General features: G+C 70.4%; 16 protein-coding genes. 9 read left to right on the top strand and 7 right to left on the bottom strand.

What is annotated here, in order from left to right:
• Positions 1-23 precede the first annotated feature (23 nt).
• Both pqiB and NFH66_RS09370 read right to left on the bottom strand, forming a co-directional pair.
• Entirely contained in the window at positions 24-1,700 is a 1,677-nt protein-coding gene (gene pqiB / locus NFH66_RS09375; RefSeq protein WP_349610061.1) for an intermembrane transport protein PqiB, read from the bottom strand.
• Entirely contained in the window at positions 1,693-3,087 is a 1,395-nt protein-coding gene (locus NFH66_RS09370; RefSeq protein WP_349611695.1) for a PqiA/YebS family transporter subunit, read from the bottom strand. The genes pqiB and NFH66_RS09370 overlap by 8 nt, the downstream gene beginning before the upstream one ends.
• A gap of 172 nt (positions 3,088-3,259) precedes the next feature.
• Between NFH66_RS09370 and NFH66_RS09365 the strand changes: the two genes are divergently transcribed.
• From NFH66_RS09365 to NFH66_RS09335, 7 genes are all read left to right on the top strand, one after another.
• The gene (locus NFH66_RS09365) at positions 3,260-4,243 is read left to right on the top strand and encodes a calcium/sodium antiporter (RefSeq protein WP_349610060.1); all 984 of its coding nucleotides are present in this window, start codon (positions 3,260-3,262) and stop codon (positions 4,241-4,243) included.
• A 225-nt stretch (positions 4,244-4,468) separates the two neighbouring features.
• Positions 4,469-5,881 (top strand): cytochrome ubiquinol oxidase subunit I, encoded by a 1,413-nt coding sequence (locus tag NFH66_RS09360; RefSeq protein ID WP_349610059.1) that lies wholly within the window; start codon positions 4,469-4,471, stop codon positions 5,879-5,881.
• 1 nt (position 5,882) lies between these two features.
• Positions 5,883-6,884 (top strand): cytochrome d ubiquinol oxidase subunit II, encoded by a 1,002-nt coding sequence (cydB, locus tag NFH66_RS09355; protein WP_349610058.1) that lies wholly within the window; start codon positions 5,883-5,885, stop codon positions 6,882-6,884.
• Between the two features lie 3 nt (positions 6,885-6,887).
• On the top strand, positions 6,888-8,561 hold the full coding sequence (cydD, locus tag NFH66_RS09350) for a thiol reductant ABC exporter subunit CydD (protein ID WP_349610057.1): 1,674 nt from the start codon (positions 6,888-6,890) through the stop codon (positions 8,559-8,561).
• Positions 8,558-10,285 (top strand): thiol reductant ABC exporter subunit CydC, encoded by a 1,728-nt coding sequence (gene cydC / locus NFH66_RS09345; protein WP_349610056.1) that lies wholly within the window; start codon positions 8,558-8,560, stop codon positions 10,283-10,285. Before cydD ends, cydC begins: the two co-directional genes overlap by 4 nt.
• 37 nt (positions 10,286-10,322) lie before the next feature.
• Positions 10,323-12,302 (top strand): DUF4139 domain-containing protein, encoded by a 1,980-nt coding sequence (locus tag NFH66_RS09340; protein WP_349610055.1) that lies wholly within the window; start codon positions 10,323-10,325, stop codon positions 12,300-12,302.
• A gap of 103 nt (positions 12,303-12,405) precedes the next feature.
• On the top strand, positions 12,406-13,398 hold the full coding sequence (locus tag NFH66_RS09335) for an adenosine deaminase (protein ID WP_349610054.1): 993 nt from the start codon (positions 12,406-12,408) through the stop codon (positions 13,396-13,398).
• Positions 13,399-13,506: 108 nt separating this feature from the next.
• Here the strand turns inward: NFH66_RS09335 and NFH66_RS09330 are convergent, their stop codons facing one another.
• From NFH66_RS09330 to xdhA, 5 genes are all read right to left on the bottom strand, one after another.
• Positions 13,507-14,496, bottom strand: coding sequence for a cytochrome-c peroxidase (locus tag NFH66_RS09330; RefSeq protein WP_349610053.1), 990 nt, complete (start codon positions 14,494-14,496; stop codon positions 13,507-13,509).
• A 273-nt stretch (positions 14,497-14,769) separates the two neighbouring features.
• Positions 14,770-16,086, bottom strand: a complete 1,317-nt coding sequence (gene guaD / locus NFH66_RS09325) for a guanine deaminase (RefSeq protein WP_349610052.1) — start codon at positions 16,084-16,086, stop codon at positions 14,770-14,772.
• Between the two features lie 180 nt (positions 16,087-16,266).
• Entirely contained in the window at positions 16,267-17,124 is an 858-nt protein-coding gene (xdhC, locus tag NFH66_RS09320; protein ID WP_349610051.1) for a xanthine dehydrogenase accessory protein XdhC, read from the bottom strand.
• Positions 17,121-19,550 carry a xanthine dehydrogenase molybdopterin binding subunit gene (xdhB, locus tag NFH66_RS09315; protein ID WP_349610050.1) on the bottom strand — a complete coding sequence of 810 codons (2,430 nt, stop codon included), beginning with the start codon at positions 19,548-19,550 and terminating at the stop codon, positions 17,121-17,123. Before xdhB ends, xdhC begins: the two co-directional genes overlap by 4 nt.
• Complete coding sequence (gene xdhA, locus NFH66_RS09310; RefSeq protein WP_349610049.1) at positions 19,534-21,027, bottom strand: xanthine dehydrogenase small subunit; 1,494 nt, start codon at positions 21,025-21,027, stop codon at positions 19,534-19,536. The genes xdhB and xdhA overlap by 17 nt, the downstream gene beginning before the upstream one ends.
• Positions 21,028-21,205: 178 nt before the next feature.
• Between xdhA and NFH66_RS09305 the strand changes: the two genes are divergently transcribed.
• Together NFH66_RS09305 and hrpB are read left to right on the top strand one after the other, a co-directional pair.
• Complete coding sequence (locus tag NFH66_RS09305) at positions 21,206-21,877, top strand: TetR/AcrR family transcriptional regulator (protein ID WP_349610048.1); 672 nt, start codon at positions 21,206-21,208, stop codon at positions 21,875-21,877.
• 7 nt (positions 21,878-21,884) lie between these two features.
• Complete coding sequence (gene hrpB, locus NFH66_RS09300) at positions 21,885-24,314, top strand: ATP-dependent helicase HrpB (protein WP_349610047.1); 2,430 nt, start codon at positions 21,885-21,887, stop codon at positions 24,312-24,314.
• The last annotated feature ends 3 nt before the right edge of the window (positions 24,315-24,317 follow it).

The following is a 24,317-nucleotide window of genomic DNA, read 5'->3' as shown; positions in this document are numbered from 1 at the left end:
TCCAGGTGTATTCATAGATAGGGTCAGTCGCGCGGTGCGCGCGGCATGGGGTCCTCGGCATCGAGGCTGTCGAAGAGCAGGGCGCGCGGGTTGTCGGAGAGCGTCCTGGCCACCGGCTGCAGGTCGCGCATCAGCCGCTCCAGGCGTCCCACGGCGCCGACCAGCTCCTGGTAGGCCGCGGATTCGGGCGAGAGCCCCTCCAGGGTGCCACGCAGCTCCGCCAGGGTGGCGTTGAGGTTGGCCGGCATCTGTCGCGTGCCGGGATCCTCGACCACTTCTCGCAGTGACGTGGAGAGGCTGCGTACCTCCTCGAGCATTGCCTGGGAGGCGGTCAGGTTGCGATCGAGGCCCTCGAGCAGCGGCTCCACCTCCAGGTCGTTGAGCTTGGCCAGCAGGTCGGTGACCTGGGATTCGATCAGCGCGAAGCCGCCGGAGGTGGTGGGGAAGACACGCTGTTCGGCGAAGGTCAGCGGCGCATAGTCGTCCTCGAGGTCGCGGTGGAAGTTGAGGTCCACGAACAGCGCCCCGGTCAGCAGGTTGCCGCTCTTGAGGGTGGCACGCAGGCCCAGCTCGAAGAAGCGGTCATAGCGCTCTCGCCACTCCTCGATGTCGACCTCCTGATTCTCGATGCCCAGGCGCTGGGGTTCGATGCGGATCAGCACCGGAATGGCGAAGCCACCGCGACCGGTGGGCTGCTCGGCGGTGAAGTTCCAGGGCACGGCGGCCACGGTGCCCACGCGGACCCCGCGGAACTCCACCGGAGCACCCTTGGAGAGGCCACGCACCGAATCGTCGACCAGCAGCACGAACTCCAGGTAACGGTTGAAGGTACCCTGGCGCGCGGTGTCCTCGTCCGGGTAGAGGTTGAAGGTGGTGTCGGCCTCCACCGTGCCGCCCAGTGGCAGGTCCTCGGGCACGCCGAAGGTGACGCCACCACCCAGCAGGGCCTCGAAGGATTCGACGTTGACCCGAAAGCCCTCGGAGTCCAGGCGCAGGTCGATGCCGCTGGCCGACCAGAAGCGGGTGCTGTCGGTGACCAGGCTGTCGTAGGGGGCCTCGATGAATGCGCGATGCTGCATGCGCCGCGTGGTGGCGTCGAAGGTGGCCTCCTCGATGCGGCCCACGGTGTAGCCCTGGTAGGTGACCGGGTCGCCGGCACGCAGCGAGTTGCCCAGTTGGCTGATCAGGTTGATCCGCAGGCCCGCGGTGCCGGCCGGTGCGACCGGGGGTTGGTCGCTGACCTCGAACTCGCGGGACTCGATCTCGCTCTTGCCGGGTTGCAGCTGGATATAGGCGCCGGAGAGCACGGTGCCCAGGCCGCTGATGCCCTCGCGACCGACGCGCGGCTTGACCACCCAGAACTGGCTGTCCTCGAGCAGCATCGCCTCGCTGCCCGGGCTCATGCGCGCGGTGATCACCGCACTGGAAAGGTCCTCGGAGAGCTGCACCTGCTCGACCCGCCCCACCTCCACATTGCGCGTCTTGATCAGGGTGCTGCCGGCCTCGATGCCCTCGGCATTGGCGATGGTCAGGGTGATCTGCGGACCGCGGCTGCGGTAGTTGTCCCACACCAGCCAGGCGCCGATCAGCAGCGCCACGATGGGCACGATCCAGATCGGCGAGAAACGCGCCTGGGGCGTGGCCCTGGCGCGGTCAGGCGGGGCGGAGGCGTCGTCGTGACGCGATGTCTCTTCACTCATCCAGAGTTTCCTTCCGGGTGTCGTCCAGCGGGCGGGAGGTGGGTGGCGATTGCTTGCTGCGTGGCAGCGGGCTGTCCCAGATCATGCGCGGATCGAAGGTCATGGCGGCCACCATGGTGATCACCACCACGGCGCCGAAGGCAAGGGCGGCCGGCCCCGGTTCGATGGACATCAGCGAGCCGGCGCGGATCAGTGCCACCAGGATGGCGACCACGAAGATGTCGATCATCGACCAGCGACCGATGAACTCGGTGAGCCGGTAGAGCCGGGTGCGGGTGGCCGCATTGAGCTCGTTGCTGCGGCGGACCACCAGGCACAGCCAGGCCAGGGCCACCAGCTTGCCCGCCGGCACGATCACGCTGGCGATGAAGATGATCGCGGCCACCGGCCAGGAGCCCATCTGGATCAGCTCCACCACGCCGCCAATGATGGTGGAGGGTAGGCTATGCCCCAGGCTGGTGGTGGTCATGATGGGATAGACATTGGCCGGGATATACATGATCGAGGCGCCGGCCAGCAGCGCCCAGGTGCGTTGCAGGCTGTGGGGGTAGCGGGCGTGCAGCGCCTCGCTGCAGCGTTCACAGCGACCCTGGCCAGCGGCATTGAGGCGGCCGACCAGGCCGCAGGTGTGGCAGCCGGTGAGCCCCTGGGGGGCGGCGGTCTCCCCGGTTCGAGTGCCCTGCGGGGCGCGGGGTTCACCGGCCAGGGAGAACCACATCCAGTCGGCATCCAGCGACTGGGTGGTCAGCAGCAGCAGCAGGGCGAAGGCGCAGAATGACCAGAACGACACGCCCAGGTTGATGTCGGCCATGCTGGCGATCTTGATCAGGCTGACCAGGGCACCAATGATGAACACATCGGCCATCATCCAGGGGTTGAGGTGCGACAGGGAGCGGGCGATGGTGCGACTGGCCGGCAGGGGGTCGTCGCGCAGCAGTCCCAGCTGCAGCCAGATCACCCCGGCCAGGTAGACCGCCGGGAGCACGACGATGGTCATGATCACCGCCCCGCCCACCACCGGCTGGTGGAAGCCGATCAGGGTGGTGGCGGTCTGGGTCAGTTCGATGCGGTTACCGATGCCGCCCACGCTGAAGCTGAGGAAGGGGAAGGCGAGCGCCAGGCCCAAGGCCATGAGGGCCGCCAGGGCCAGGGCCATGCTGCGCTGGGCGGGTCGAAAGTGGCGCTTGGCCAGGGTATGCCCGCAGCGCGGGCAGTCGGCCTTCTCGCCGGGGCGCAGCGGCGGCAGTGCCACTACCCAGTCGCACTCCGCGCAGGCGCGCAGGCGGCGGCGTGCACGACTCTCCGGCGGCGTACGCTCGACCCGCGGCGCCTCGCCCTGCAGCAATGGCGGGGAGCTCAGGCGGTGGGGGATGCGCAGGGGGGGGATGGCCAAGGGGGCGTCTCTCCAGGGGCTCGGCTGCATTCGGTGCCCGGCTTCACTCGATGCCCGGCGCGGGCGTACACTGCGCGCGGGCCGCGGGCTGGATGAAAGTGTGACACGTCCCCGCGGGCACTACCATATTCCAACATGCAAACCTGAATGTAACGGGAACGAGACGATGATCCTACCCGCAGTGGCGGTAGTGGCAGGCCTTGTCCTGCTGGTGTGGAGCGCCGAGCGCTTCGTTGATGGTGCGGCGGCGACCTCCGCTCGCCTGGGGCTCTCCCCCCTGCTGATCGGCATGTTGGTGATCGGCTTCGGCACCTCCGCGCCTGAGCTGGTGGTCTCGGCGCTGGCGGCGGGGCAGGGCAATCCCGGCCTGGCGCTGGGCAACGCCTATGGCTCCAACATCGCCAACATCGGCCTGATCCTGGGGCTGGTGGCACTGGTCTCGCCGCTGGTGGTGCACTCCTCGGTGGTGCGTCGCGAACTGCCGGTGCTGGGTGCGGTGACGCTGCTCTCGGCGTTGCTGATGTGGGAGGGAGTGGTCGGTCGCCCGGAGGGTGCGCTGCTGCTGGTACTGCTGGCCGCCTTCATGGGCGTCAGCATCTGGCGGGCCCGTGGCGAAGGGGCGGACCCGCTGGCCGCCGAGACCGAGGAGAGCCTGCAGGTCCATCCCATGACCCTGAAGGCCGGCCTGGTCTGGACGGGTGTCGGCCTGGTGCTGCTGGTCATCAGCTCGCGCGTCTTGGTATGGGGGGCCGTGGCCATCGCCCAGGGCTTCGGGGTCAGCGACCTGATCATCGGCCTGACCGTGGTGGCGGTGGGCACGTCGCTTCCCGAACTCGCCTCCTCGATCAGCGCGCTGCGTCGCCGCGAACACGACCTGGTACTGGGTAATGTGGTCGGCTCCAATCTCTTCAATACCCTGGGTGTGGTCGGTCTTGCGGCGGTGATCCATCCTATCGAGGTGGGCAGCGAGGTGCTGCTGCGCGACTGGAGCCTGATGAGCGTCATGACGCTCATGCTGGCGGTGTTCGCCCTGGGCTGGCGGGGGCGCCAGGGGCGCATCAACCGCTTCGAGGGGGCGGCGCTGCTGGCGATGTTCATCGCCTACACCGGCTGGATGGTGAACCTGGTGATCAGCGGTGGTGCCGGCTGATGGTCGGCTGCGACAACGCGACACCCCCCCGAGACGGGGATTGCGCCGTCGCGCTAGAGTAGCGTTACATCCGACGGGCGCCTAGGCTTTGCCTGTCCCTTGGTGTCCAGGAGGAATGCGTCACGGTACCGGCGACTATCGGTTCCCGAGGCACAATGCACTCGCCAGTGTGCATCCGCATCCCTTGCGACCTTCTCGAGTTACCCATGTAACGAGGCAAGCGTCATGGAACTGGATCCTCTTCTGTTGTCGCGATTGCAATTCGCCTTCGTCGTCTCCTTCCACGCCATCTTTCCGGTGTTTACCATCGGCCTGGCGTCCTATATTGCCGTGCTCAACGGCCTCTTCTACAAGACCGACAACCCCGCCTGGGATCGCCTGGCGCTGTTCTGGACGCGTGTCTTTGCCGTGGTGTTCGGCATGGGCGTGGTGTCGGGCATCGTGATGTCCTTCCAGTTCGGCACCAACTGGAGCAACTTCTCCTACGCCACCGCCAACTTCATCGGGCCGATGCTCAGCTATGAGGTGGTCACGGCCTTCTTCCTGGAGGCGGCCTTCCTCGGAGTGCTGCTGTTCGGTCGCGGCAAGGTGCCCCAGGGGGTGCATCTGTTCGCCTCGCTGATGGTGGCGCTGGGCACCTTCATCTCCTCGTTCTGGATCCTTTCCGCCAACAGCTGGATGCAGACCCCGGCCGGTGCCGAGCTGATCGATGGTCGCTTCCATATCACCGACTGGGCGGCGGCGATCTTCAATCCCTCCTTCCCGTGGCGCTTCTCCCACAAGGTGATGGCGTCATTCGTCACCGGCGGCTTCGTGGTGGCGGGGGTCAGCGCCTGGTACCTGCTGATCGGCCGTGACGTCGAGGCCAACCGCCGCGCGCTCTCCATGTGCCTGTGGCTGCTGCTGGTGCTGACCCCCGCCCAGGCGGTGATCGGCGATTTCCATGGCCTCAACACCCTGGAGCACCAACCCACCAAGGTGGCCGCCATGGAGGGCAACTGGGATACCGGCCCCAATGTGCCCCTGCTGCTGGCCGCCTGGCCCGACCGGGGAGCCCAGGAGAACCGCTTCGAGATCGGCATCCCCAACCTGGCCAGCCTGATCCTGACCCATCATGCCGACGGTGTGGTGCCCGGGATCAGCGAGGTGCCGGAGGAGGAGCAGCCGCCGGTATGGCTGGTGTTCTGGTCGTTCCGGGTCATGGTCGGGCTGGGCTTCTTGATGATCGGGGTCGCCCTGGTCGGGCTGTGGCTGCGGCGCGGTGGCCGTGTCTATCGGCATCGTGGCTTCCTGCAGACGCTGCGCGTGATGAGCGTGACGCCCTTCGTCGCGGTGCTGGCCGGCTGGTTCGTGACCGAGACCGGACGTGCCCCCTGGCTGGTCTACGGCATCATGACCCACGCCGAGGGGTTGACCCCGTCCCTCACCGGCGGCATGGCGCTGTTCACCCTGCTCGGCTACATGGCGGTCTATGCCGTGGTGTTCGCCTGCGGCCTCTATTACCTGACCCGTGTGGTGCGCCAGGGCATGTTGCCTGAATCGGGTGATGATGCCGGCCAGGCCCATCACGCCAAGCGTCCCTTCTCGGCAGCCAACGCCCGCTTCGACGACGATGCGGCCCCGACCTGGAGGCAGTGACATGGCATCCTTCGACCTCTCCGTGATCTGGGCGCTGATCATCGGCTTTGGCGTGATCATGTATGTGCTCATGGATGGCTTCGACCTCGGCCTGGGCATCCTCTACCCGTTTGCGCCGGACGAGGAGGCCAGGGACGTGATGATGAACTCGGTGGCGCCGGTGTGGGACGGCAACGAGACCTGGCTGGTGCTGGGCGGGGCCGGCCTGCTGGGCGCCTTCCCGCTGGTCTACTCGGTCTACCTGCCGGCGCTCTACATCGGGGTCTTCCTGATGCTCGCCGGGCTGATCTTCCGCGGCATCGCCTTCGAGTTCCGCTTCAAGTCGCGGCGCAACCGGGTGTGGTGGAATCGCGCCTTCTGCTGGGGCTCCGCGGTGGCCGCCTTCGCCCAGGGCGCCGTGGTGGGCGCCTATATCGAGGGCTTCCCGGTGGAGGAGTTCGTCTTCGTCGGCGGCGCCCTGGACTGGCTGACCCCCTTCGCGGTGCTCACCGGCGTCAGCCTGATGACGGGCTACGCGCTGCTCGGCGCCACCTGGCTGATCCTCAAGTCGGAAGGCGAGGTGCAGCGCTGGGCCTATCGCATCACCCCGTCCCTGTTGCTGGCGGTGCTCTCCGCCTTCGCCATGATCAGTTTCTGGACCCCGCTGGTGGACCCCGCGGTATTCGAGCGCTGGTTCAACCATATCCACCTGATCTGGGTGCTGCCGACCCTGGCCCTGGCCTGTGCCGCCTGGCTGTTGAGGGCCGTCTACCGGCGCCAGGAGGGCCAGCCTTTCATCGCCACCCTGGGGCTGTTCATCTTCACCTACCTGGGCCTGGTGGCCAGCAAGTGGCCGGTGATCGTGCCGCCGAACTACACCATCTGGGACGCCGCCTCGGCGCCCGAGTCCCAGCTCTTCCTGCTGATCGGCGTGCTCTTCGTGATCCCCATCGTGCTGGCCTATACCGCCTGGAGCTACTGGGTGTTCCGCGGCAAGGTCCGTCCCGGCGACGGCTACCACTAGGCGGTGGCTGGTCGTAGCAGCACCACCGGGCGGGCGTCCCGGTGGCTGGCCGCGCATGCCGCCGAGGAGCGCGTTCGCCTCGGCCTGGCGGTCGCCGCCGGGATGGCCGCCACCCTGGCGACCCTGGTCCAGTTGGCGCTGCTGGCCCGCGTTGTCAGCGACCTGCTGGTCGACAAGGTCCCGCCAGCCGCGCTGCTCCCCCTGGTGCTTGGCATGCTGGTGCTGGTGGTGGCCCGCAGCCTGGCGTTGTTCACCCAGGAGCGCCTGGGGCTCGCCGCCAGCCTGGCGCTGCGTCGTCGGGCCCGGGCCGAGCTGCTCGACCACCTGGCATGCCTGGGGCCGGCGGGGCTCGCCGCCCGTCACTCGGCCTCCCTGGCCAGTCAGCTGGTGGAACAAGTGGAGGCCCTGGACGGCTATGTGGCGCGCTATCGCCCCCAGCGACTCCTGGCGGTCATCCAGCCGCTGCTGGTGTTCGCCGCGGTGGCCTGGCTCGACTGGCTGGCGGCGCTCTTCCTGCTGCTCTCGGCGCCGCTGATTCCCCTCTTCATGGCCCTGGTGGGCATGGGCGCCGAGCGCCTCAATCGCGAGCAGTTCGAGGCGGTAGCGCGGCTCTCCGGCCACTTCATCGACCGGGTGCGGGCGGTCAGTACCCTGCAACTCTTCGGGCGCACGCGAGAGGCGACCGCGGAGGTCCACGCCGCCGCCGACGACTACCGCCTGCGCAGCCTGCGCACCCTGCGCGTGGCCTTTCTCTCCTCGGCGGTACTGGAGTTCTTCGCCTCGGTGGCCATCGCCGTGGTGGCGATCTATGTCGGCTTCGGCCTGCTCGGCTATCTCCGCTTCGGTCCCTCGCACGAGCTCACCCTCTACAGCGGCCTGCTGGTGCTGCTGCTCGCCCCGGAGTTCTTCCAGCCGCTGCGCGTGCTCTCCCAGCACTATCACGACCGTGCGGCGGCCCTGGGAGCCGCCGATGGCCTGGTGGCGCTGCTCGACGAGGACCCCGTCGTGCTGCGCGGTCACCCCGCCGAGGAGCCGGCGGCAACCATAAGCTGCCTGGTGCGGCTCGAGGGGGTGTGCGTGCACTACCCGGGGCGCGGCCGCGTGCTGGGGCCGCTGGACCTGACCCTTGCGCCGGGTGAGGTGGTGGTGATCACTGCCCCCTCGGGAGGCGGCAAGTCCACGCTGCTCTCGCTTCTCGCCGGCTTCCTGGGGCCCGTGGAGGGGCAACGGCTGACGGCCCCGGGGCTGAGTATCGCCTGGATGGACCAGCGCCCGCTGCTGGTGCAGGGCAGCCTGGCCGATAACCTGCGCCTGGCCGCCCCCGCTGCCGACGATGCGAGCCTGCGCGAGGCGCTCCGGCGTGCCGGCCTGGGTGAGTTGCTGGCGCGGCTGCCCGCGGGACTTGCCACGCCGCTGGGCGAGCGGGGCGCCGGGCTCTCCGGGGGCCAGGCCCAGCGACTGGCGCTGGCCAGGGTATTTCTCAGCGACGCGCCCCTGGTGCTGCTCGATGAGCCCACGGCGAGCCTGGATGCCGCGACCGAGGCGGCCGTCGTCGAAGCGCTGGGCGAGCTTGCCCGGGAGGGGCGCTGCCTGGTGATTGCCAGCCACCATCCGGCGCTGATGGCAATGGCCGACCGGCGCCTGGCACTGGATGAATGCCAAGGGAGGGCGCCATGAGTCGACCCGACGAGGGGCAACGAGGCCTGTTCGCCGAGCTCACCCCCTGGCTGGCCATGCTGGACCGTCACCGTGGGCGGCTGGCCGCTGGCAGTGGACTGATGGCCCTGACGCTGGTCTCGGCCATCGGCCTGCTGGCCCTCTCGGGCTGGTTCATCACCGCCACCGGCCTCACCGGGCTGCTGCTGGCCACTGGCGTGGCGGCGCGGCTGGATGTCTACCTGCCGGGGGGAGGCATCCGCGCCTTTGCGGTGACCCGCACGGTGAGCCGCTACCTGGAGCGGCTCTACAATCATGACACGGTGCTGCGCCTGCTGGCCGACCTGCGTGGGCGGCTGTTCGGCGTGGTGGCGGGGCTCGATGCCCACGCCCTGGCACAGCGCCGCGCCAGCGACTGGCTCAACCGCCTGACCGCCGATATCGATACCCTGGACAGCCTCTTTCTGCGCCTGCTGGCACCGGCCGCGGTGGCACTGCTGGCGATCCTGGGGTTGGCGGCCTTCCTGGCCCTGTTCGCGGCGACGGCGGGGCTCGTCGTGGGCATGCTGCTGCTGGCCGGCTGGGCCTGGCTGGTGGTCGGGCAGGCGCGGCTGGGGATGGCCGCCAGCCGGCGGCAGGTCGCGGGTCGCGAGGCGCTGAGAGGGCGCCTGGTGGAGCAACTGCAGGGGATGGCGGAGCTGGAGGCCTATGGGGCCCTGGCGGATCATCGCCGCCACCTCGAGGCCCTTGAGGCCGAGCTCTACCGGGATCAGCAGCGGCTCGGCACCCTGGTGGCGCTGGGCAATGCCCTGGCCGCCCTGCTGGTGGGGGCGGCGGCGCTCGTGGCGTTGTGGCTCGCCGCCACGGCCTGGCAGGCCGGTGAGCTCTCGGGCGCCCTGGCGGTGATGATGCCCCTGGCGGTGCTGGCCATGAGCGAGGCGCTGGCCGGCCTTCCCTCGGCCTTCACTTGGCTGGGGGCCACGCGGGGCGCGGCGGCGCGGCTCAATGGGCTGCGCAAGGCCGCGGACAAGTCCGCGGCGACGGCTGGCGAGACGCCACCTCCCGGGCCGCTCTCGGTCGCGATGGCGGCGGTGTCGCTGCACTACCCCGGGGCGCCGCTGCCGGCCTTGACGGGGCTCTCGCTGTGCCTGGCCCGCGGCGAGCGGCTGGCGTTGTGCGGTGCCTCGGGGGCGGGCAAGTCCAGTGTGGCGGCACTGCTGCTGCGCCAGCTCACACCCGGCGCCGGCGAGATCCGGCTAGGCGGGATGGCGCTCTCGGCCTGGCCCGAGGCCGAGCTGCGTCACCGCGTGGCGGCGCTGACCCAGCGCATCGACCTGCTCGATGACAGCCTGGCCGCCAATCTGCGCCTGGCCAGGCCCGACGCGACGGAGGACGCCCTATGGACGGCGCTGGCCTGGGTGGGGTTGGCCGCCTGGGCGCAGGCGCTTACGGAAGGGCTCGCAACACGGGTGGGCGAGGGCGGCCGGCGCCTCTCCGGGGGACAGGCGCGGCGGCTCGCCCTGGCGCGACTGCACCTGATGGATCCCGACCTGGTGCTGCTCGACGAGCCCTTCGCCGGCCTCGACGCCGCCAGCGTGGCACGGCTCGCGCCGCGCCTGGATGCCTGGCTGGCGGGACGCACCACGATCTTCCTGGTGCATCAACTGGAGGGCGGGGCATTCGACCCGCCGGGGGTCGAGCGGCGCTTGACGCTGGTTGAAGGACGCCTGGTAGGGTATATCTGAAGCCGCTTTTATAATCCGCTTTCTCAAGGAGTCGACCATGCCAGTCAGGGATCCATCATCTCGGCGCGGCCGCTGCCATTCCCCCCTGCGCATCGCCGCCGCCCTGGCCGCCCTCTGGCCGATGGGCGCGGCCCTGGCCGAGGCGCTGCCGGTAGAGGCGGTGACCCTCTCCTCCGGCGGACTGGCCGAGGTGCAGCGCAGCACCACCCTCGACGGGGACGGAACCCTGCTGCTGGAGGTGCCCCTCGAGCAGGTCGACGATGTGCTCAAGAGCCTGGTGGTACGTGACCCTGCAGGGCGCCTGCGGGGCCTCAGCCTCGATGGCCTGGCCACCCAGGAGGAGACGTTTCGCCGGCTGCCCTTCGGGCCCGAGGACCTGGGATCGGTGGCGCGCCTGGCCGCGACCCTCCAGGGGGTGGAGGTGCGCGTCAGCGCCGCTGGTCAGCATCTCGAGGGGGTGCTGCTGGGCGTCGCCATGAGCGATCCCGACGACCAGGGGCGCCGCGTCGCCACCCTGTCGCTGCTCGATGAGGAGGGCGCTGTGGCGACGCTGCGCCTGGGCGACGATGCGCGCCTGGATATCCTCGATGCGACCCTGCGCGAGCGCCTGGTCCAGGCCGCCGAGGTCAGCGGCCGGGCACGCACCGATCAGATACGCCGCATCGCCATCGCCCTGGAGGGGGAGGGCGAGCGTGAGGTGTCGCTGACCTATGTGGTGGCCGCCCCGGTCTGGAAGAGCGCCTACCGCCTGCTGCTCGAGGCCGACGACAGGGCGCGGCTGCAGGCCTGGTCGGTGATCGAGAACGCCAGCGGCAGCGACTGGGACGACGTCGCCCTGACCCTCTCCAGCGGCGCCCCGGTGACCCTGACCCAGCGCCTGCTGGAGCGCTACTGGCCGACCCGCCCGGAGGTGCCGGTAAGCGCCGATGCCATCGCGCCGGTGCGCGCCGACGAGGGTGCCATCGCCGAGCCTCGCGCGGCCCGCCTGGAGTCGGCCATGGCCTTCGGCGCCGCGGCCGGGGATCGCGTCCAGTCCGCCGCGGCCCCGCCCGCCTCGCGCCCCCAGGTGCGCGACAGCGCCACCGCGGCCACCTGGCGGTTGCCCGTCCCGGTGGACCTCGACGCCGGTCGCACCCTGTCACTGCCCTTTATCGATGCCGAGCTGCCGGCGCGGCGCGTTTCTCTCTACCAGCCCGAGCGTGGCGAGCGCCATCCGGTCGCCGCGGTGCGCCTGGAGAACACCACCGACGCCTGGCTGCCGCCGGGACTGGTCACCGTGTATGACGCCGAGGTCGGCCATGTGGGGGATGTCGACCTGCCCGGTATCCCGGCTGGCGAGACGCGGCTGGCGAGCTTCGCCGCCGACCGCCAGGTGCGGGTGGTGGAGAGTTCACGCCCCGAGGAGCGGCTCGAGCGGATGGTGATCGTCGACGGCGCTCTGCGCCTCACCCACCTGTCGCGGCGTCTCACCCGCTATGTGGTGGAGAACGACGCCCGCGAGGCTCGCGAGGTGCTGATCGAGCACCCGCGCCGTGAGGGTTGGCAGTTCGCCTCGGATGCCCTGGCCGAGAGCACGCCGAGCCACCACCGCCTGTCGCTGGGACTGGCCGCCGGCGAGAGCGGCGAGGTGGAGGCGCTCGAGACGCTGACGCGTCGCCAGAGCGTGGCCCTGGCCGATGCCGGCGAGGCGCAACTGGTGCAGTGGCGTGAGGCCGCCGAGGGAGAGACCGCCGAAGGGCTCGCCGCGGTGCTGGAGCGGCGCCGGGCCCTGGCCGAAGTGGAGCGCCGGCTCGCGCGCATCGGCCAGGAGCTGGAACGCGCCGCCGAGGGCCAGGCACGGATCCGCGACAACCTGGGGGCGGTGGGCACCGACAACGACCTCGGGCAGCGCTACCTGGCCGATCTCGAGGCCGCGGAGGAGCGCATCGCCGAGCTGGAATCCCGACGCGCCGGTGCCGAGGCCGAGCGCGAGGAGCGCCGTGAGGCGCTCGCCGAGACCCTGCGTGAACTGCCCTGAGGGCGTCGCCAGGGTCAAGGGGGCGTTGAGGCCATGGGCTTTGCGCGCTGGCCTGCTTTCGATCAGGATGTGGTGACAGGACCCGAGGAGAGCGAGACGAGCCATGCGTGACTTCCTGACCCGCCTGCCCAAGGTCGAGCTGCACCTGCATATCGAGGGCTCGCTGGAGCCCGAGCTGATGTTCGCCCTGGCCGAGCGCAATGGGGTCGCGCTGCCCTACGCCTCGGTGGAGGCGGCCCGTGCCGCTTATGACTTCCGCGATCTGCAGTCCTTCCTCGATCTCTATTACCAGGGCATGAGCGTGCTCCAGACCGCCGCCGACTTCCATGACCTGGCGATGGACTACTTTCGTCGCGCCCGCGCCGAGGGGGTGGTGCACGTTGAGATGCACGTCGACCCCCAGGCGCACCTGGCCCGCGGCATCGAGCTGCCGGTGGTCATGGAAGGGCTCTCCCTGGCGAGGCGTGAGGCGGCCCGGGAGCTGGGGCTTTCCAGCGCCCTGATCATGGCCTTCCTGCGCGATCGTGACGCCGATGAGGCGGTGCAGGTACTCGAGGCGGCGGCGCCCTACTGGGAGACCCTCGACGCGGTGGGCCTGGACAGCGCCGAGCTTGGCAATCCGCCCGAGAAGTTCGTCGAGGCATTCGAGCGCGCTCGGCGCCTGGGCATCCCGCGGGTGGCCCACGCCGGCGAGGAGGGGCCGCCGGAGTATATTCGCAGCGCCCTCGACCGGCTCGATGTCTGCCGCATCGATCACGGGGTGCGCTGCCTGGAGGATCCCGAGCTGGTCGCCCGCCTGCGTGACGAACAGACGGTACTCACCGTCTGCCCGCTCTCCAACGTGCGCCTCAGGGTGGTCGAGCGCCTCGCGGATCACCCGTTGCCCCAGCTGCTGGCGGAGGGGCTCAATGTCACCCTCAACTCCGACGACCCGGCCTACTTCGGCGGCGGCCTGCTGGATAACTTCCTCGCCTGCCAGCGCGCCTTCGGTTGGGACGAGGCCACGTGCCGCCGCCTGGCCGGCAACGCCATCGAGGCGGCCTTCGTTGACGAGGGTCGCCGCGAGGAGCTGCGTCGCCTGCTGGCCGAGGCATAGGCGCCGCGACCCGCTTGCCCATACCCAAGGCGGCCCCGGGAGTGCTCCCGGGGCCCGCCTGGCCTTGTCGTCGGTAAAGGACCGGCCCGTATGGGACCGCTATCGGGGTCACGGTAGGGCCGGCACCTCATAGTCCGGCTGTTCGCCGGTCAGGGTGTGCAGGAAGGCGGTGATGTCGGCGATGGTCTGCTCCTCGAAGTCACGACCCAGCATCTCCTTGCCCATGATGGCCACGGCCTCCTCGAGGGTCTCGGTGGCGCCGTTGTTCATGTAGGGGTAGGTGACGGCGACGTTGCGCAGGGTCGGGGTACGGAAGCGATGGCGATCGCTCTCCTCGCCGGTGACGTCGAAGCGACCGACGTCGGTGGAGCCGGGTACCTGGATGCGGTGGAACTGGCTGTCGGTCAGCGCCGGGCCGCGGTGGCAGGCGATGCAGCCGTTGTCCACGAAGGCCACCATGCCATCCTTCTGCTGCTCGTTCAGGGCATCCAGGTCGCCGTGCAGGTAGCGGTCGAAGGGTGAGTCGGGGGTATTGAGGGTGCGCTCGAAGCTGGCGATGGCGTGCGCCAGGTTGTCGGCATTGATCGGGTTCTCGTCGCCCGGGTAGGCGGCAGCGAACTTCTGCTGGTAGACCTCGAAGTCCTCCAGACGCTTCAGGGCCTGGCCCAGTTCCATGGCCATCTCTACGCTGGCCTCGATGGGACCCAGGGACTGCCCCTCGAGGTCGGGCTCGCGGCCGTCCCAGAACTGTGAGCCGAGGAAGCCTGAGTTGAGTACCGTGGGGGTGTTGCGTTCGCCGATCTGGCCGTCGTGGCCGGTGGCCCGAGGGATGCGATCGCTCCAGCCCAGCGCCGGGTTGTGGCAGGTGGCACAGCTGATCACGCCGCTGGAGGAGATGCGCGGCTCGAAGAACAGCATGTTGCCGAGCTCTACCTTGGCGGCGGTGAGGGAGTTGTCCGCCGGGATCGGCGGCAGGTGCGGCAGCGGCTCGAAGCGGTCGCGATAGTCGCTAAGCCCGTCGTCGGCCAGGGCCGGAGCCGAGATGGAAAGGGCCGAGCCGATGGCGACGGCGCTGACCAGCAGGCGCTTGTTGAGCATGACAGTTCCCCTTCTGCTGATGATCCATCCGTGACTGACATCCAAGCGGTGGCAAGGCACGGACGCTGGCAAGGCACGCCGTTAATCGGCGTTTAACCTTATATCAGCCAGTTACTCAGTTACCTTGTGATAAATCAACCCAGTGCAGTACTCGGGAAAGGGGGTGGCTTGACCTGTATCAAGAAATCATCCCGACAGTCTTCGCCATCTGGACCCTGCCTGTACTGTCATGGAAGCGGACGCCATCGCGTTCCAGGGAAGTTCGGTAGCGAGTCACCCGCGGCGATGCTGCAGGCGCCCGCCCGCCCAGGTCTCGGCGACGCTGCGATCGTCGCCCATCATCATCAGCGCGAAGAGGGTCTCGGCCAGGCTGCGGCTGCGCGCGGTGCGTCGCGCCAGCAGCGGCGTGGCTGCGGGGTCGAGGACCACCAGGTCGGCATCCAGGCCCGGCGCCAGGCGGCCGATGCGCTTATCCAGCGAGAGTGCCCGGGCGTTGCCCAGGGTCAGGCCGTAGAGCCCCTGCCAGGCGGTGAGCGGCTGGCCGCGCAGCTGGCCGACCTGGTAGGCGGCCTTCAGCGTGGCCAGCCCCGAGAGGTCGGTGCCGCCGCCCACGTCGCTGGCGTAGGTGACGTTGAGGTCCATCTCCCGCGCCGCCCGGCGATCGAACAGGCCGCTACCGAGGAACAGGTTGGAGCTGGGGCAGAAGGCGAGGTTGGCGCCGCGTTCGGCGAGCCGGCCGCGCATCGCCTGGTCGAGGTGGATGCCGTGGGCGAAGGTGCTGCGCGGCCCCACCAGGCCGGAGCGCTCGTAGACCTCGAGGTAGTCGCGGCTGCCCGGGAAGAGCTCGGCTACCCAGTCGAGTTCGCCGCTGTTCTCGGCCAGATGGGTCTGCAGCCACAGGCTTTCGTCGTTGCGCAGCAGCGCCCCGGTGGCGTCGAGCTGCGCGCGGGTGGAGGTGGGGGCGAAGCGCGGGGTCAGGCTGTAGCCGAGACGCCCCTTGCCGTGCCAGTCGCCGATCAGTCGCTCGCTGTCGCGGATGCCGCCCTCGAGGTCGTCGGTGAGCCCCGCGGGGGCGTGGCGGTCCATCAGCACCTTGCCGGCGAGCATGCGCAGGCCACGGCGGTGGCTGGCGGCGAAGAAGGCGTCCACCGAGGCGGGGTGGCTGGAGCAGAACACCTGGGCGGTGGTGGTGCCGACTCGTAGCAGTTCATCGAGGAAGGCCTCGGAGAGCGCCGCGGCGTGGTCGGGGTCGGCGAAGCGCAGCTCCTCGGGGAAGGTGTAGTCGTTCAGCCAATCGAGCAGCTGACGCCCGTAGGAGGCGATGATCTCCAGCTGCACGTAGTGGACATGGCTGTCGATGAAGCCGGGGGTGATCAGCTTGCCGCGGTGATCGATGATCTCGATGCCGGGGGGCAGGTCGGGGGCCAGGGTGGCGTAGTCGTCCACGGCGCGGATGCGGCCGTTCTCGATCCATACCGCGCCATCGGGGTGGTGGCGCACGCTGCCCGGTGCCGGGGTATCGTCGTCGCCGGGGTCGGCATCGAAGCTCAGCAGTTCGGCGCGCAGCACGCGCGAGTCGTTGTTCGTCATCTTTTGGGCTCGTTTGTTACCGCCATCGGGCTCATCCGGCAACAGGCCTTCGAGGAGGCGCTGTGAATCCTTCCCTAGACGCTACATTTGCCATCCTTGGCAAATGACCTCCTCTTCGGCCTATTCCCGGCGCCCGCTGGCCATCGTTTCGGGGCACAGTGGATCGTTCGGGGTCGCCGGCTAGAACAGGTCACGCAGCACGGCGGGGTCCAGGCCGCGCTGGTCGGGGCGCTCAGCGTCGGCCGTCAGCGGCAGCAGCTCGGCGAGGGTGGCAAGCGCGATGGCGTAGGGGCGCTTGTCGCCGCCCGTCCCCCCTGTCGACATGCCGATCGGGCAGCGCACCTGGGCCAGCGATTCGGCATCATGGCCGGCGTCTGACAGCCGCGAGCGGAAGCTGGCCCACTTGCTCCTTGATCCGATCAGGCCCAGCGAGGCCGTGTCGTCGCGACGCAGCAGTGCGTCCACCAGGGCGCGGTCCTCGGCGTGGTCGTGGGTCATCACCAGGGCGTGGCAGCCGGCGGGCAGCCCGGCCACGGCGGCGGCCGGCCCCGTGGTGCGTCGGCAGTCCAGGCGCGGGATCTCGCCGGCCCATGCCGGGAAGGCGTCGTCGCGGCTGTCGTGCCACAGGATACGCCAGCCCAGGGGCTCGGCCAGCCGCACGATCTCGCGGCCGACGTGGCCGGCGCCGAATAGCGCCAGGGTCACCGGGCTGCCCGGGAAGACCTCCAGCAGCACATTGACGAAGCCGCCGCAGCACTGGCCGCTGCGCCCGCCGAGGCTGAAGGCCTCGAGGCTCATGCCGGGCTCTGGCTGTCCATCGAGGCCGTCCAGGCGGCGGCGGGCCGCCTCGATGGTCTGCCACTCGAAGGTGCCGCCACCCAGGGTGTCGTAGACGGCATCCAAGGTGATCACCATCCGCGCCCCGGGCTCCCGGGGGGTGGAGCCGGCGCTGGTGACCTGGGTGGCCAGGACGTGGGGCAGTCCCTCGCCCTGCAGCCGGTGCAGGGCAGCGTGCCAGCTCTCGCCGCGCGCGCTCATGGTGTCGACTCCCCGCGGCGGCGCAGCGCCGCGGCGGCCATCAACACCCGCTCCGGGGTGGCCGGGGTGTCGAGCCGTGGCGCCTGGCGATAGTCGACCAGGCTCGCCAGGGCGTCGCGCAGCGCCGACCACACCGAGATGGCCAGCATGAGGGGCGGCTCGCCCACCGCCTTGGAGCGGTAGAGGCTGGCCATGGAGTTGGGGTGGCCCTCCATCAGTTCGACGTTGAACACGGGCGGCAGGTCGCCGAAGGTGGGGATCTTGTAGCTGGCGGGACCATCGGAGATCAGCCGCCCGGCGTCGTTCCAGCGCAGCTCCTCGCTGGTCAGCCAGCCCATGCCCTGGATGAAGCCGCCCTCCACCTGGCCGATGTCGATGGCCGGATTGAGGGAGTCGCCGACGTCGTGGAGGATGTCGACCCGCTCCACCCGGTACTCGCCGCTCAGGGTGTCCACGCGCACCTCGGCCACGGCGGCGCCGAAGGCGAAGTAGTAGAAGGGGCGCCCCTGGCCGGTCTGGCGGTCGTAATGGATCAGGGGAGTGGCGTAGAAGCCCTTCTCGGAGAGTGAGACCCGGCCGAAGTAGGCCGCCTGCACCAGTTCGATCCAGGGGATGCGCCGCTCGCTTTCCCCCCAGCCCGCCACCAGGTGGCCGTCCTCCAGGCGCATGCCCTCGCGCTCGAGGGCCTGACCTGGGTAAAGATGCTCGGCGGCGAAGTCGAACAGCCGCGCCTTGAGTGTCAGGCAGGCGTCGCGGGCGGCCATGCCGTTGAGGTCGGCGCCGCTGGAGGCGGCGGTGGGCGAGGTGTTGGGCACCTTGTCGGTGCGCGTGGCGGTGATGCGCACGGCGTCGAGGTCGAGCGCCAGTTCCCGGGCCACCACCTGGCAGATCTTGGTGTGCAGCCCCTGGCCCATCTCGGTGCCGCCGTGGTTGATCTGCACGCTGCCGTCGGTATAGACGTGGAGCAGGGCGCCCGCCTGGTTGAGGTGCTGGGCGGTGAAGGAGATGCCGAACTTCACCGGGGTCAGCGCCAGGCCGCGCTTGATCACCGGGCTCTGGGCGTTGAAGGCGGCGATCTCGCGGCGGCGCGCCCAGTAGTCGCTGCTCGCTTCCAGCCGCTCCACCAGCGCATGCAGCAGGCCGAGCTGCTCCACGTTCTGGCCATAGTGGGTGATATCGCGGCGGATGTCGTCCTGCGCCTCGCGATAGAGGTTGCGCTTGCGGATCGTCAACGGATCCTCGCCCACGCGCCGGGCGATGTCATCCATGGCCGCCTCGATCGCCATCATGCCCTGGGGACCACCGAAGCCGCGGAAGGCGGTGTTGGAGGCGAAATGGGTCCGCGCCCGGTGGCCGGTGACCCGGGCCTGGCCCAGGGAGTAGCCGTTGTCGGCGTGGAACATGGCGCGGTCGACGATGGCGTCCGAGAGATCCGGTGAGTAGCCGCAATCGCCGATCACGCTGATCTCGCCCCCCTGGATCACGCCTCGCTCGTCCACCCCCAGCCGGTAGCGGTTATGGAAGGGGTGGCGCTTGCCGGTGACGCGCATGTCCTCGGCGCGGGGCAGGCGCAGCTTGGCCGCGCGGCCGGTGCGTCGGCTGATCAGGGCGGCGATACAGGCCCACGGCGAGGCCTGGGTCTCCTTGCCGCCGAAGCCGCCGCCCATGCGCCGCACCTCCACGGTGACCGCGTGCAGGGGCACCCCCAGCACCTCGGCGACCAGCTTCTGGGTCTCGCTGGGGTGCTGGTTGGAGGTGTGCACCACCACGCCCTCGTCCTCGGTGGGGGTGACCAGGCAGGCCTGGCCCTCCAGGTAGAAGTGCTCCTGGCCGCCGACGAACTGCTCGCCCTCCACGACCAAGGGGGCCGTGGTCAGGGCGGCCTGCCAGTCGCCGCTCTGCTGCACGTGGCTGGGGCGCACGAACTCGCCGCGTTCGGCGGCGGCCACCGCATCGAGGCTCGCCGGGCGCTCGTCGATCTCGACGACGCCGGCGTCGAGGGCCGCCTTTACCGCCTCGCGGGCGGCGCGCTGGCTCTCGGCGGCCACCGCAAAGAGTACCTGGCCGGCGTAGCTGATCTCCTCTTCCACGAAGAGGGGGTCGCCGGGGAAGACCGGGCCGATATCGGTGTGGCCGGGCACATCGGGAAAGCCGACGGCATCCACCACGCCCGGCAGGGTGCGGACTTGCTCGAGGTCGAGGTGAACGAGCCGGCCGTGGGCCGCCGGCGAGAGGGCAAGCGCCAGGTGCAGGCAGTCCGCCGGCACCTTGAGGTCGTCGATGTAGGCGGCCCGACCGGTGACATGCTTGATCGCGCTCTCGTGGGCGCAGGCGTGGCCGGCGGCGCGCCGCCGCGTCGACGCACGATCTTTCGGGTGGGTCGTATCCGGTGCGGCGGCCTGTGCCAGCCTAGCGAGCGTACGCATCGAGCATCACCTCCCGGGTGCTTGGGGATTCGTTCGGGTCCTGGTCGCCGTGGGTCACCACCAGGCGCAGGCGCTCCAGCAGGTTGGCCGCCGCCAGGCGCCGGTAGTCGGCGCTGCCGCGCACGTCGCTCAGCGGCTGGAACGCCTCCGCGAGGGCAGTGCGGGCCGCCGCGAAGGCCGCGGGCGACGGCGCCTGCCCCTCGAGCGCCGCCTCGGCGGTCGTGGCACGCTTCGGAATCGCCGCCATGCCGCCGAAGGCGAGGCGTACGTCGCGCAGCACGCCCCCATCGAGGCGCCAGGCGAAGGCGCCCAGCAGCGCGGAGATGTCGTCCTCGCGACGCTTGGAGAGCTTCCAGACCCTGAGCTGGCGTCCCGCCTCGGGGCGGGGCAGGAAGATGGCGCGGATCACCTCGCCCTGGTGCTCCTGGTGCGAGTTCAGGGCGGTCTTCTTGTAGTCCAGGAAGAAGTCGTCGAGGGGCAGCTCGCGTTCGGCCATTCCCGTCCCCTTCCCGGGGCCCGTCAGCCATAGTCGTGCGCCCAGGGCGAGCAGTACCGGCGGGGTATCGCCGATGGGCGAGGCATTGGCGATGTTGCCGCCCAGGGTGCCGCGATTGCGTACCTGGGCCGAGCCCAGGCGGTGCAGCATGTGGGCGAAGGCCGGGTAGTGCCCGGCGAGCAGCGGCTCGAGGCGGGCGTAGGTCACGGCAGCGCCGATCCACCAGCCGGCGCGGCCATCCTCCAGGGTCGTCTCCACGATAGTCGCGAGCTCGGCGACCCGGGTGACATCCACCACCCGCGGCAAGCGGGCCAGGCGCTGGGTCACCTCCAGCCAAAGATCGGTGCCGCCGGCGACGAGCGGCGCCTCGGGATGGGCGCGGCGTTCATCGATCAGCGCCGCGAGGGTGGTCGGCTGGACGAAGGTGGCCTCGGGCTCCAGCTCCTGTCGCGGTGGCGTGGCGTCGACGGCGAGGTCGAGCCACTCGGGGCGCGCCTCGGGGAAGTCGCCCATGGCCAGCGCCGCATCGCGGATCGGGCGATAGCCGGTGCAGCGGCACAGGTTGCCGCCTAGCGCCGCCTCCAGGCGCTCGGGGGTCTGCGGAGTCGGCCGCGCCTCGTGCAGGGTGAAGAGCGACATCACGATGCCCGGGGTGCAGAAGCCGCACTGGCTGGCGTGATGCGCGACCATGGCCGCCTGGGCGGGGTGCAGGTCAGCGCCCCGGGCCAGCCCCTCCACGCTGACCAGGGCGCGGCCGTGGAGCTGGTGGGCCGGGGTGATGCAGGCGTTGATGGCCTGATACTGAAGCCGGCCATCGGCGTCGCGCTCGCCGATGGCGACGGTGCAGGCGCCGCAGTCGCCGGAGGCGCAGCCCTCCTTGGTGCCGGTCTGGCCGAGGGTGTCGCGCAGCAGCTCGAGCACGCTGGTGTCGGGCGAGGCCTCACACCGGTGGGGCCGCCCGTTGAGCAGGAAGTCGATCATCGCCTTGTCTCTGTTGTTTGGGAGATCGTGCCAGGGAGTGTATTGACCGTTCGGTCAGGAATGCTTCCAGCATGGTCCAGACATGGGGGCTTTGCAAGGTTCCAGGCACGCCCGTTTGCACGCCTACAGGGCATGCGGCAAACTCGCCGCAACCTTTCACATGGCCAGGAGGCGCTTGATGAGCCAGGGCGACGACCCCGTGACCCCCAGGGCAGAGGGTGGCAATGGCGCCACCCGGGAGCGCAACGAGCGTGAGATCCTGGCCGCCGCCGAGCGGGTCTTCGCCGCCCACGGCTACCGTGGCGCCAGCCTGGCCGCCATCGCCGAGCAGGCGGGGCTGCCCAAGTCCAACGTGCTCTACTATATGGGCAGCAAGCGGGGCCTCTATGTTCGCCTGCTGGAGCGGATGATGGCGCGCTGGAATGCCTTGCTCGACGATATCTGCGTGGACGACGACCCGGCCGCGGTGCTGGAGGCCTTCATCCGCAGCAAGATGCACCTCTCGCGGCGCCATCCCGAAGGCTCGCGCCTGTTCGCCGCCGAGATCCTGGGCGGCGCCCCCTTCCTGCAGGAGTACCTGCGCGGCGACCTGCGCGACTGGGTGCAGGCGCGGGCGGCGATCTTCCGCCAGTGGGCCGAGCGCGGCCTGATGGACCCAGTGGACCCGGTGTGGCTGATCTTCCTGATCTGGTCGGCCACCCAGCACTACGCCGACTTCGAGGCCCAGGTGGTCGGCATCACCGACCGCGAGTCGCTGAGCGACGCCGACGTGGAGGCGATCACCGCCTTCCTGACCCGAGTGATCCTCAAGGGGTGCGGCGTCAAGCCGCGGACCTCTCCTGCCGACTGAGGCGCCCATGTCCCTGCCCATCGACGCACGCCTCGCGGCGATCCATGAGGCCCTGGCGGAGCATGCCCGGGTGCTGCTGGTGGCCGAGCCCGGCGCCGGCAAGACCACCCGGGTGCCACTTGCCCTGCTGGAGGCGCCCTGGGCCCGCGAGGGCCGGCTGCTGTTGCTGGAGCCGCGGCGGGTGGCGGCGCGGCTGGCCGCCGGCTTTATGGCCGAGCAGTTGGGCGAGGGCGTGGGAGGGACGGTGGGCTACCGGATGCGCGGCGAGAGCCGGGTCGGCCCAGGCACCCGGCTCGAGGTGGTCACCCAGGGGGTGCTGACCCGGATGCTACAGGAGGACCCGCTGCTCGAAGGGGTGGCCGGGGTGATCTTCGATGAATTCCATGAGCGCAGCCTCGAGGCAGACCTGGGGCTGGCGCTGGCACTGGATGCCCAGTCGGTGCGCGACGACCTGCGCCTGCTGGTGATGTCGGCAACCCTGGATGTCGGTGCCCTGCTCGGGGTACTGGGCGGCGACACCCCGGTGATCGACTGCCCGGGGCGCAGCTTTCCCGTCGCCACCCGCTACCGCGCCCTCACCAGCCGCGAAGACACCGCGCCCCAGCAGGCCAGGGTGCTGCTCGAGGCGATGACCGAACAGCCGGGGGATGCCCTGGTGATCCTCCCCGGGGTGGCGGAGATCCGCCGCCTGGCCCGCGAGCTCGCCGCTCGGGCAGCCGAGCTCGCCGTGATGGAGCTGCACGGCCGCCTGCCCCTCGAGGCGCAGCGCCGCGCCCTGTGTCCGGACACCGAAGGGCGCCGGCGGGTAGTGCTGGCCACCGCCATCGCCGAATCCAGCGTCACCGTGGATGGCGTCCGCCTGGTCATGGACGCCGGTCTCGAGCGGGTGCCGGTGTTCCAGCCCAGGAGCGGCCTGACCCGACTCGAGACCCGCCGCGTCAATCGCGCCAGCGCCGACCAGCGTCGCGGGCGCGCCGGCCGTCAGGGCCCTGGCCTCTGCCTGCGGCTGTGGGCCGAGGAGCAGCCGTTGGTGCCCCACGGTGAGCCAGAGATTCGCCAGGCGGACCTGGCGCCGCTGGCCTTCGAGCTGGCCCGCTGGGGTATCACCGATCCCGCAAGCCTGGCCTGGGTAACCCCGCCGCCCGAGGCGGCGCTGGCCGCGGGTCGCGACCTGCTGCACCGCCTGGCCCTGCTCGATGACGCCTATCATCTGACCGAGCGGGGTCGGGCCGCCGCCCGCTGGCCCACCCATCCGCGCCTGGCGGCGATGCTGGAGCGTGCCGCCGAACTCGACGCGGTGGCGCTGGCCTGCGCCCTGGTGGCGGCACTCGAGCAGCGCGGCCTGGATGACGAGCGTGACCTCGAGCGGGCATTGGATGTCCGTCTTCGCGACCGCGGGGCCCATCGCCAGTGGCGGCGCGATGCCGAGCGGCTGGCCCGCCTCGCCGGCGTGCGCCTCGAGGTGGCGAGCCTGGCTCCGCTGGGGGCGCTGCTGGCGGTCGCCTATCCGGAGCGCATCGCCCAGCGCGGCGACGCACCAGGGCGCTTCCGCCTGGCCGCCGGGGGACTCGCGACCCTGCCCGAGGCGCACCCACTGGCCCATGCCGAGTTGCTGGTGGCCGCGGAGCTCTCGGGGGAGGCGAGCGGGGCGCGGATCTTTCGGGCGGTAGCGTTGGGCGTCGAGCGGCTGGAGGCGCTCTATCCCGAGTGCGCCGAGTGGCGCACTCGCCTGGAGTGGTCGGATGCGCAGGGCCGCCTCATCGGCGAGCAGGTGCGTGGCCTGGGGGCCGTGGTGCTCGAGCGCCGAGCGCTCCAGGCGTTGCCACCGGAGGCGGTGCGGGAGGCCCTGCTCGAGGCGCTGCGCCGCCGAGGCCTGCCGGCAAGCGAGGCGTTCATCCAACTGCGTGGCCGCCTGGCGCTGCTGCGCCGCACCCTGGGCGACGACTGGCCCGATGTCTCGGAAGAGGCCTTGCTCGAGACCCTCGAGAGCTGGCTTGGCCCGCACCTCGACGGCATCACCCGCCTGGACGCCGTGGCGCGCCTGCCACTCTCGCGGCTGCTGCTGGAGACCCTCGACTGGGGGCTGCGTGCGCGCCTCGATGAGCACGCCCCGGAATACCTGCTGGTGCCCAGCGGTGCGCGTCATCGGGTCGACTACGCGCCTTGCCTTGAGGGCAAGCCGCCGGTGCTGGCGGTCAAGCTGCAGGAGTGCTTCGGCTGGGGGGCGTCGCCGCGGGTGGCCGATGGGCGTGTGGCGGTGCTGCTGCACCTGCTCTCGCCGGCGCGTCGCCCACTGCAGGTCACTGCTGACCTGGCGAGCTTCTGGGCGGGCGGCTATGCCGAGGTGCGCCGCGAGATGCGCGGCCGCTACCCCAAGCATCCGTGGCCCGAGGACCCCTGGTCCGCCGAGGCCACCGCGCGTACCCGCCGCCGCTAGGCG

The organism is Halomonas sp. H10-9-1 (genome assembly GCF_040147005.1).
Taxonomy (GTDB): Bacteria; Pseudomonadota; Gammaproteobacteria; order Pseudomonadales; family Halomonadaceae; genus Halomonas.
This window is presented reverse-complemented; position numbering and strand designations above follow the sequence as displayed.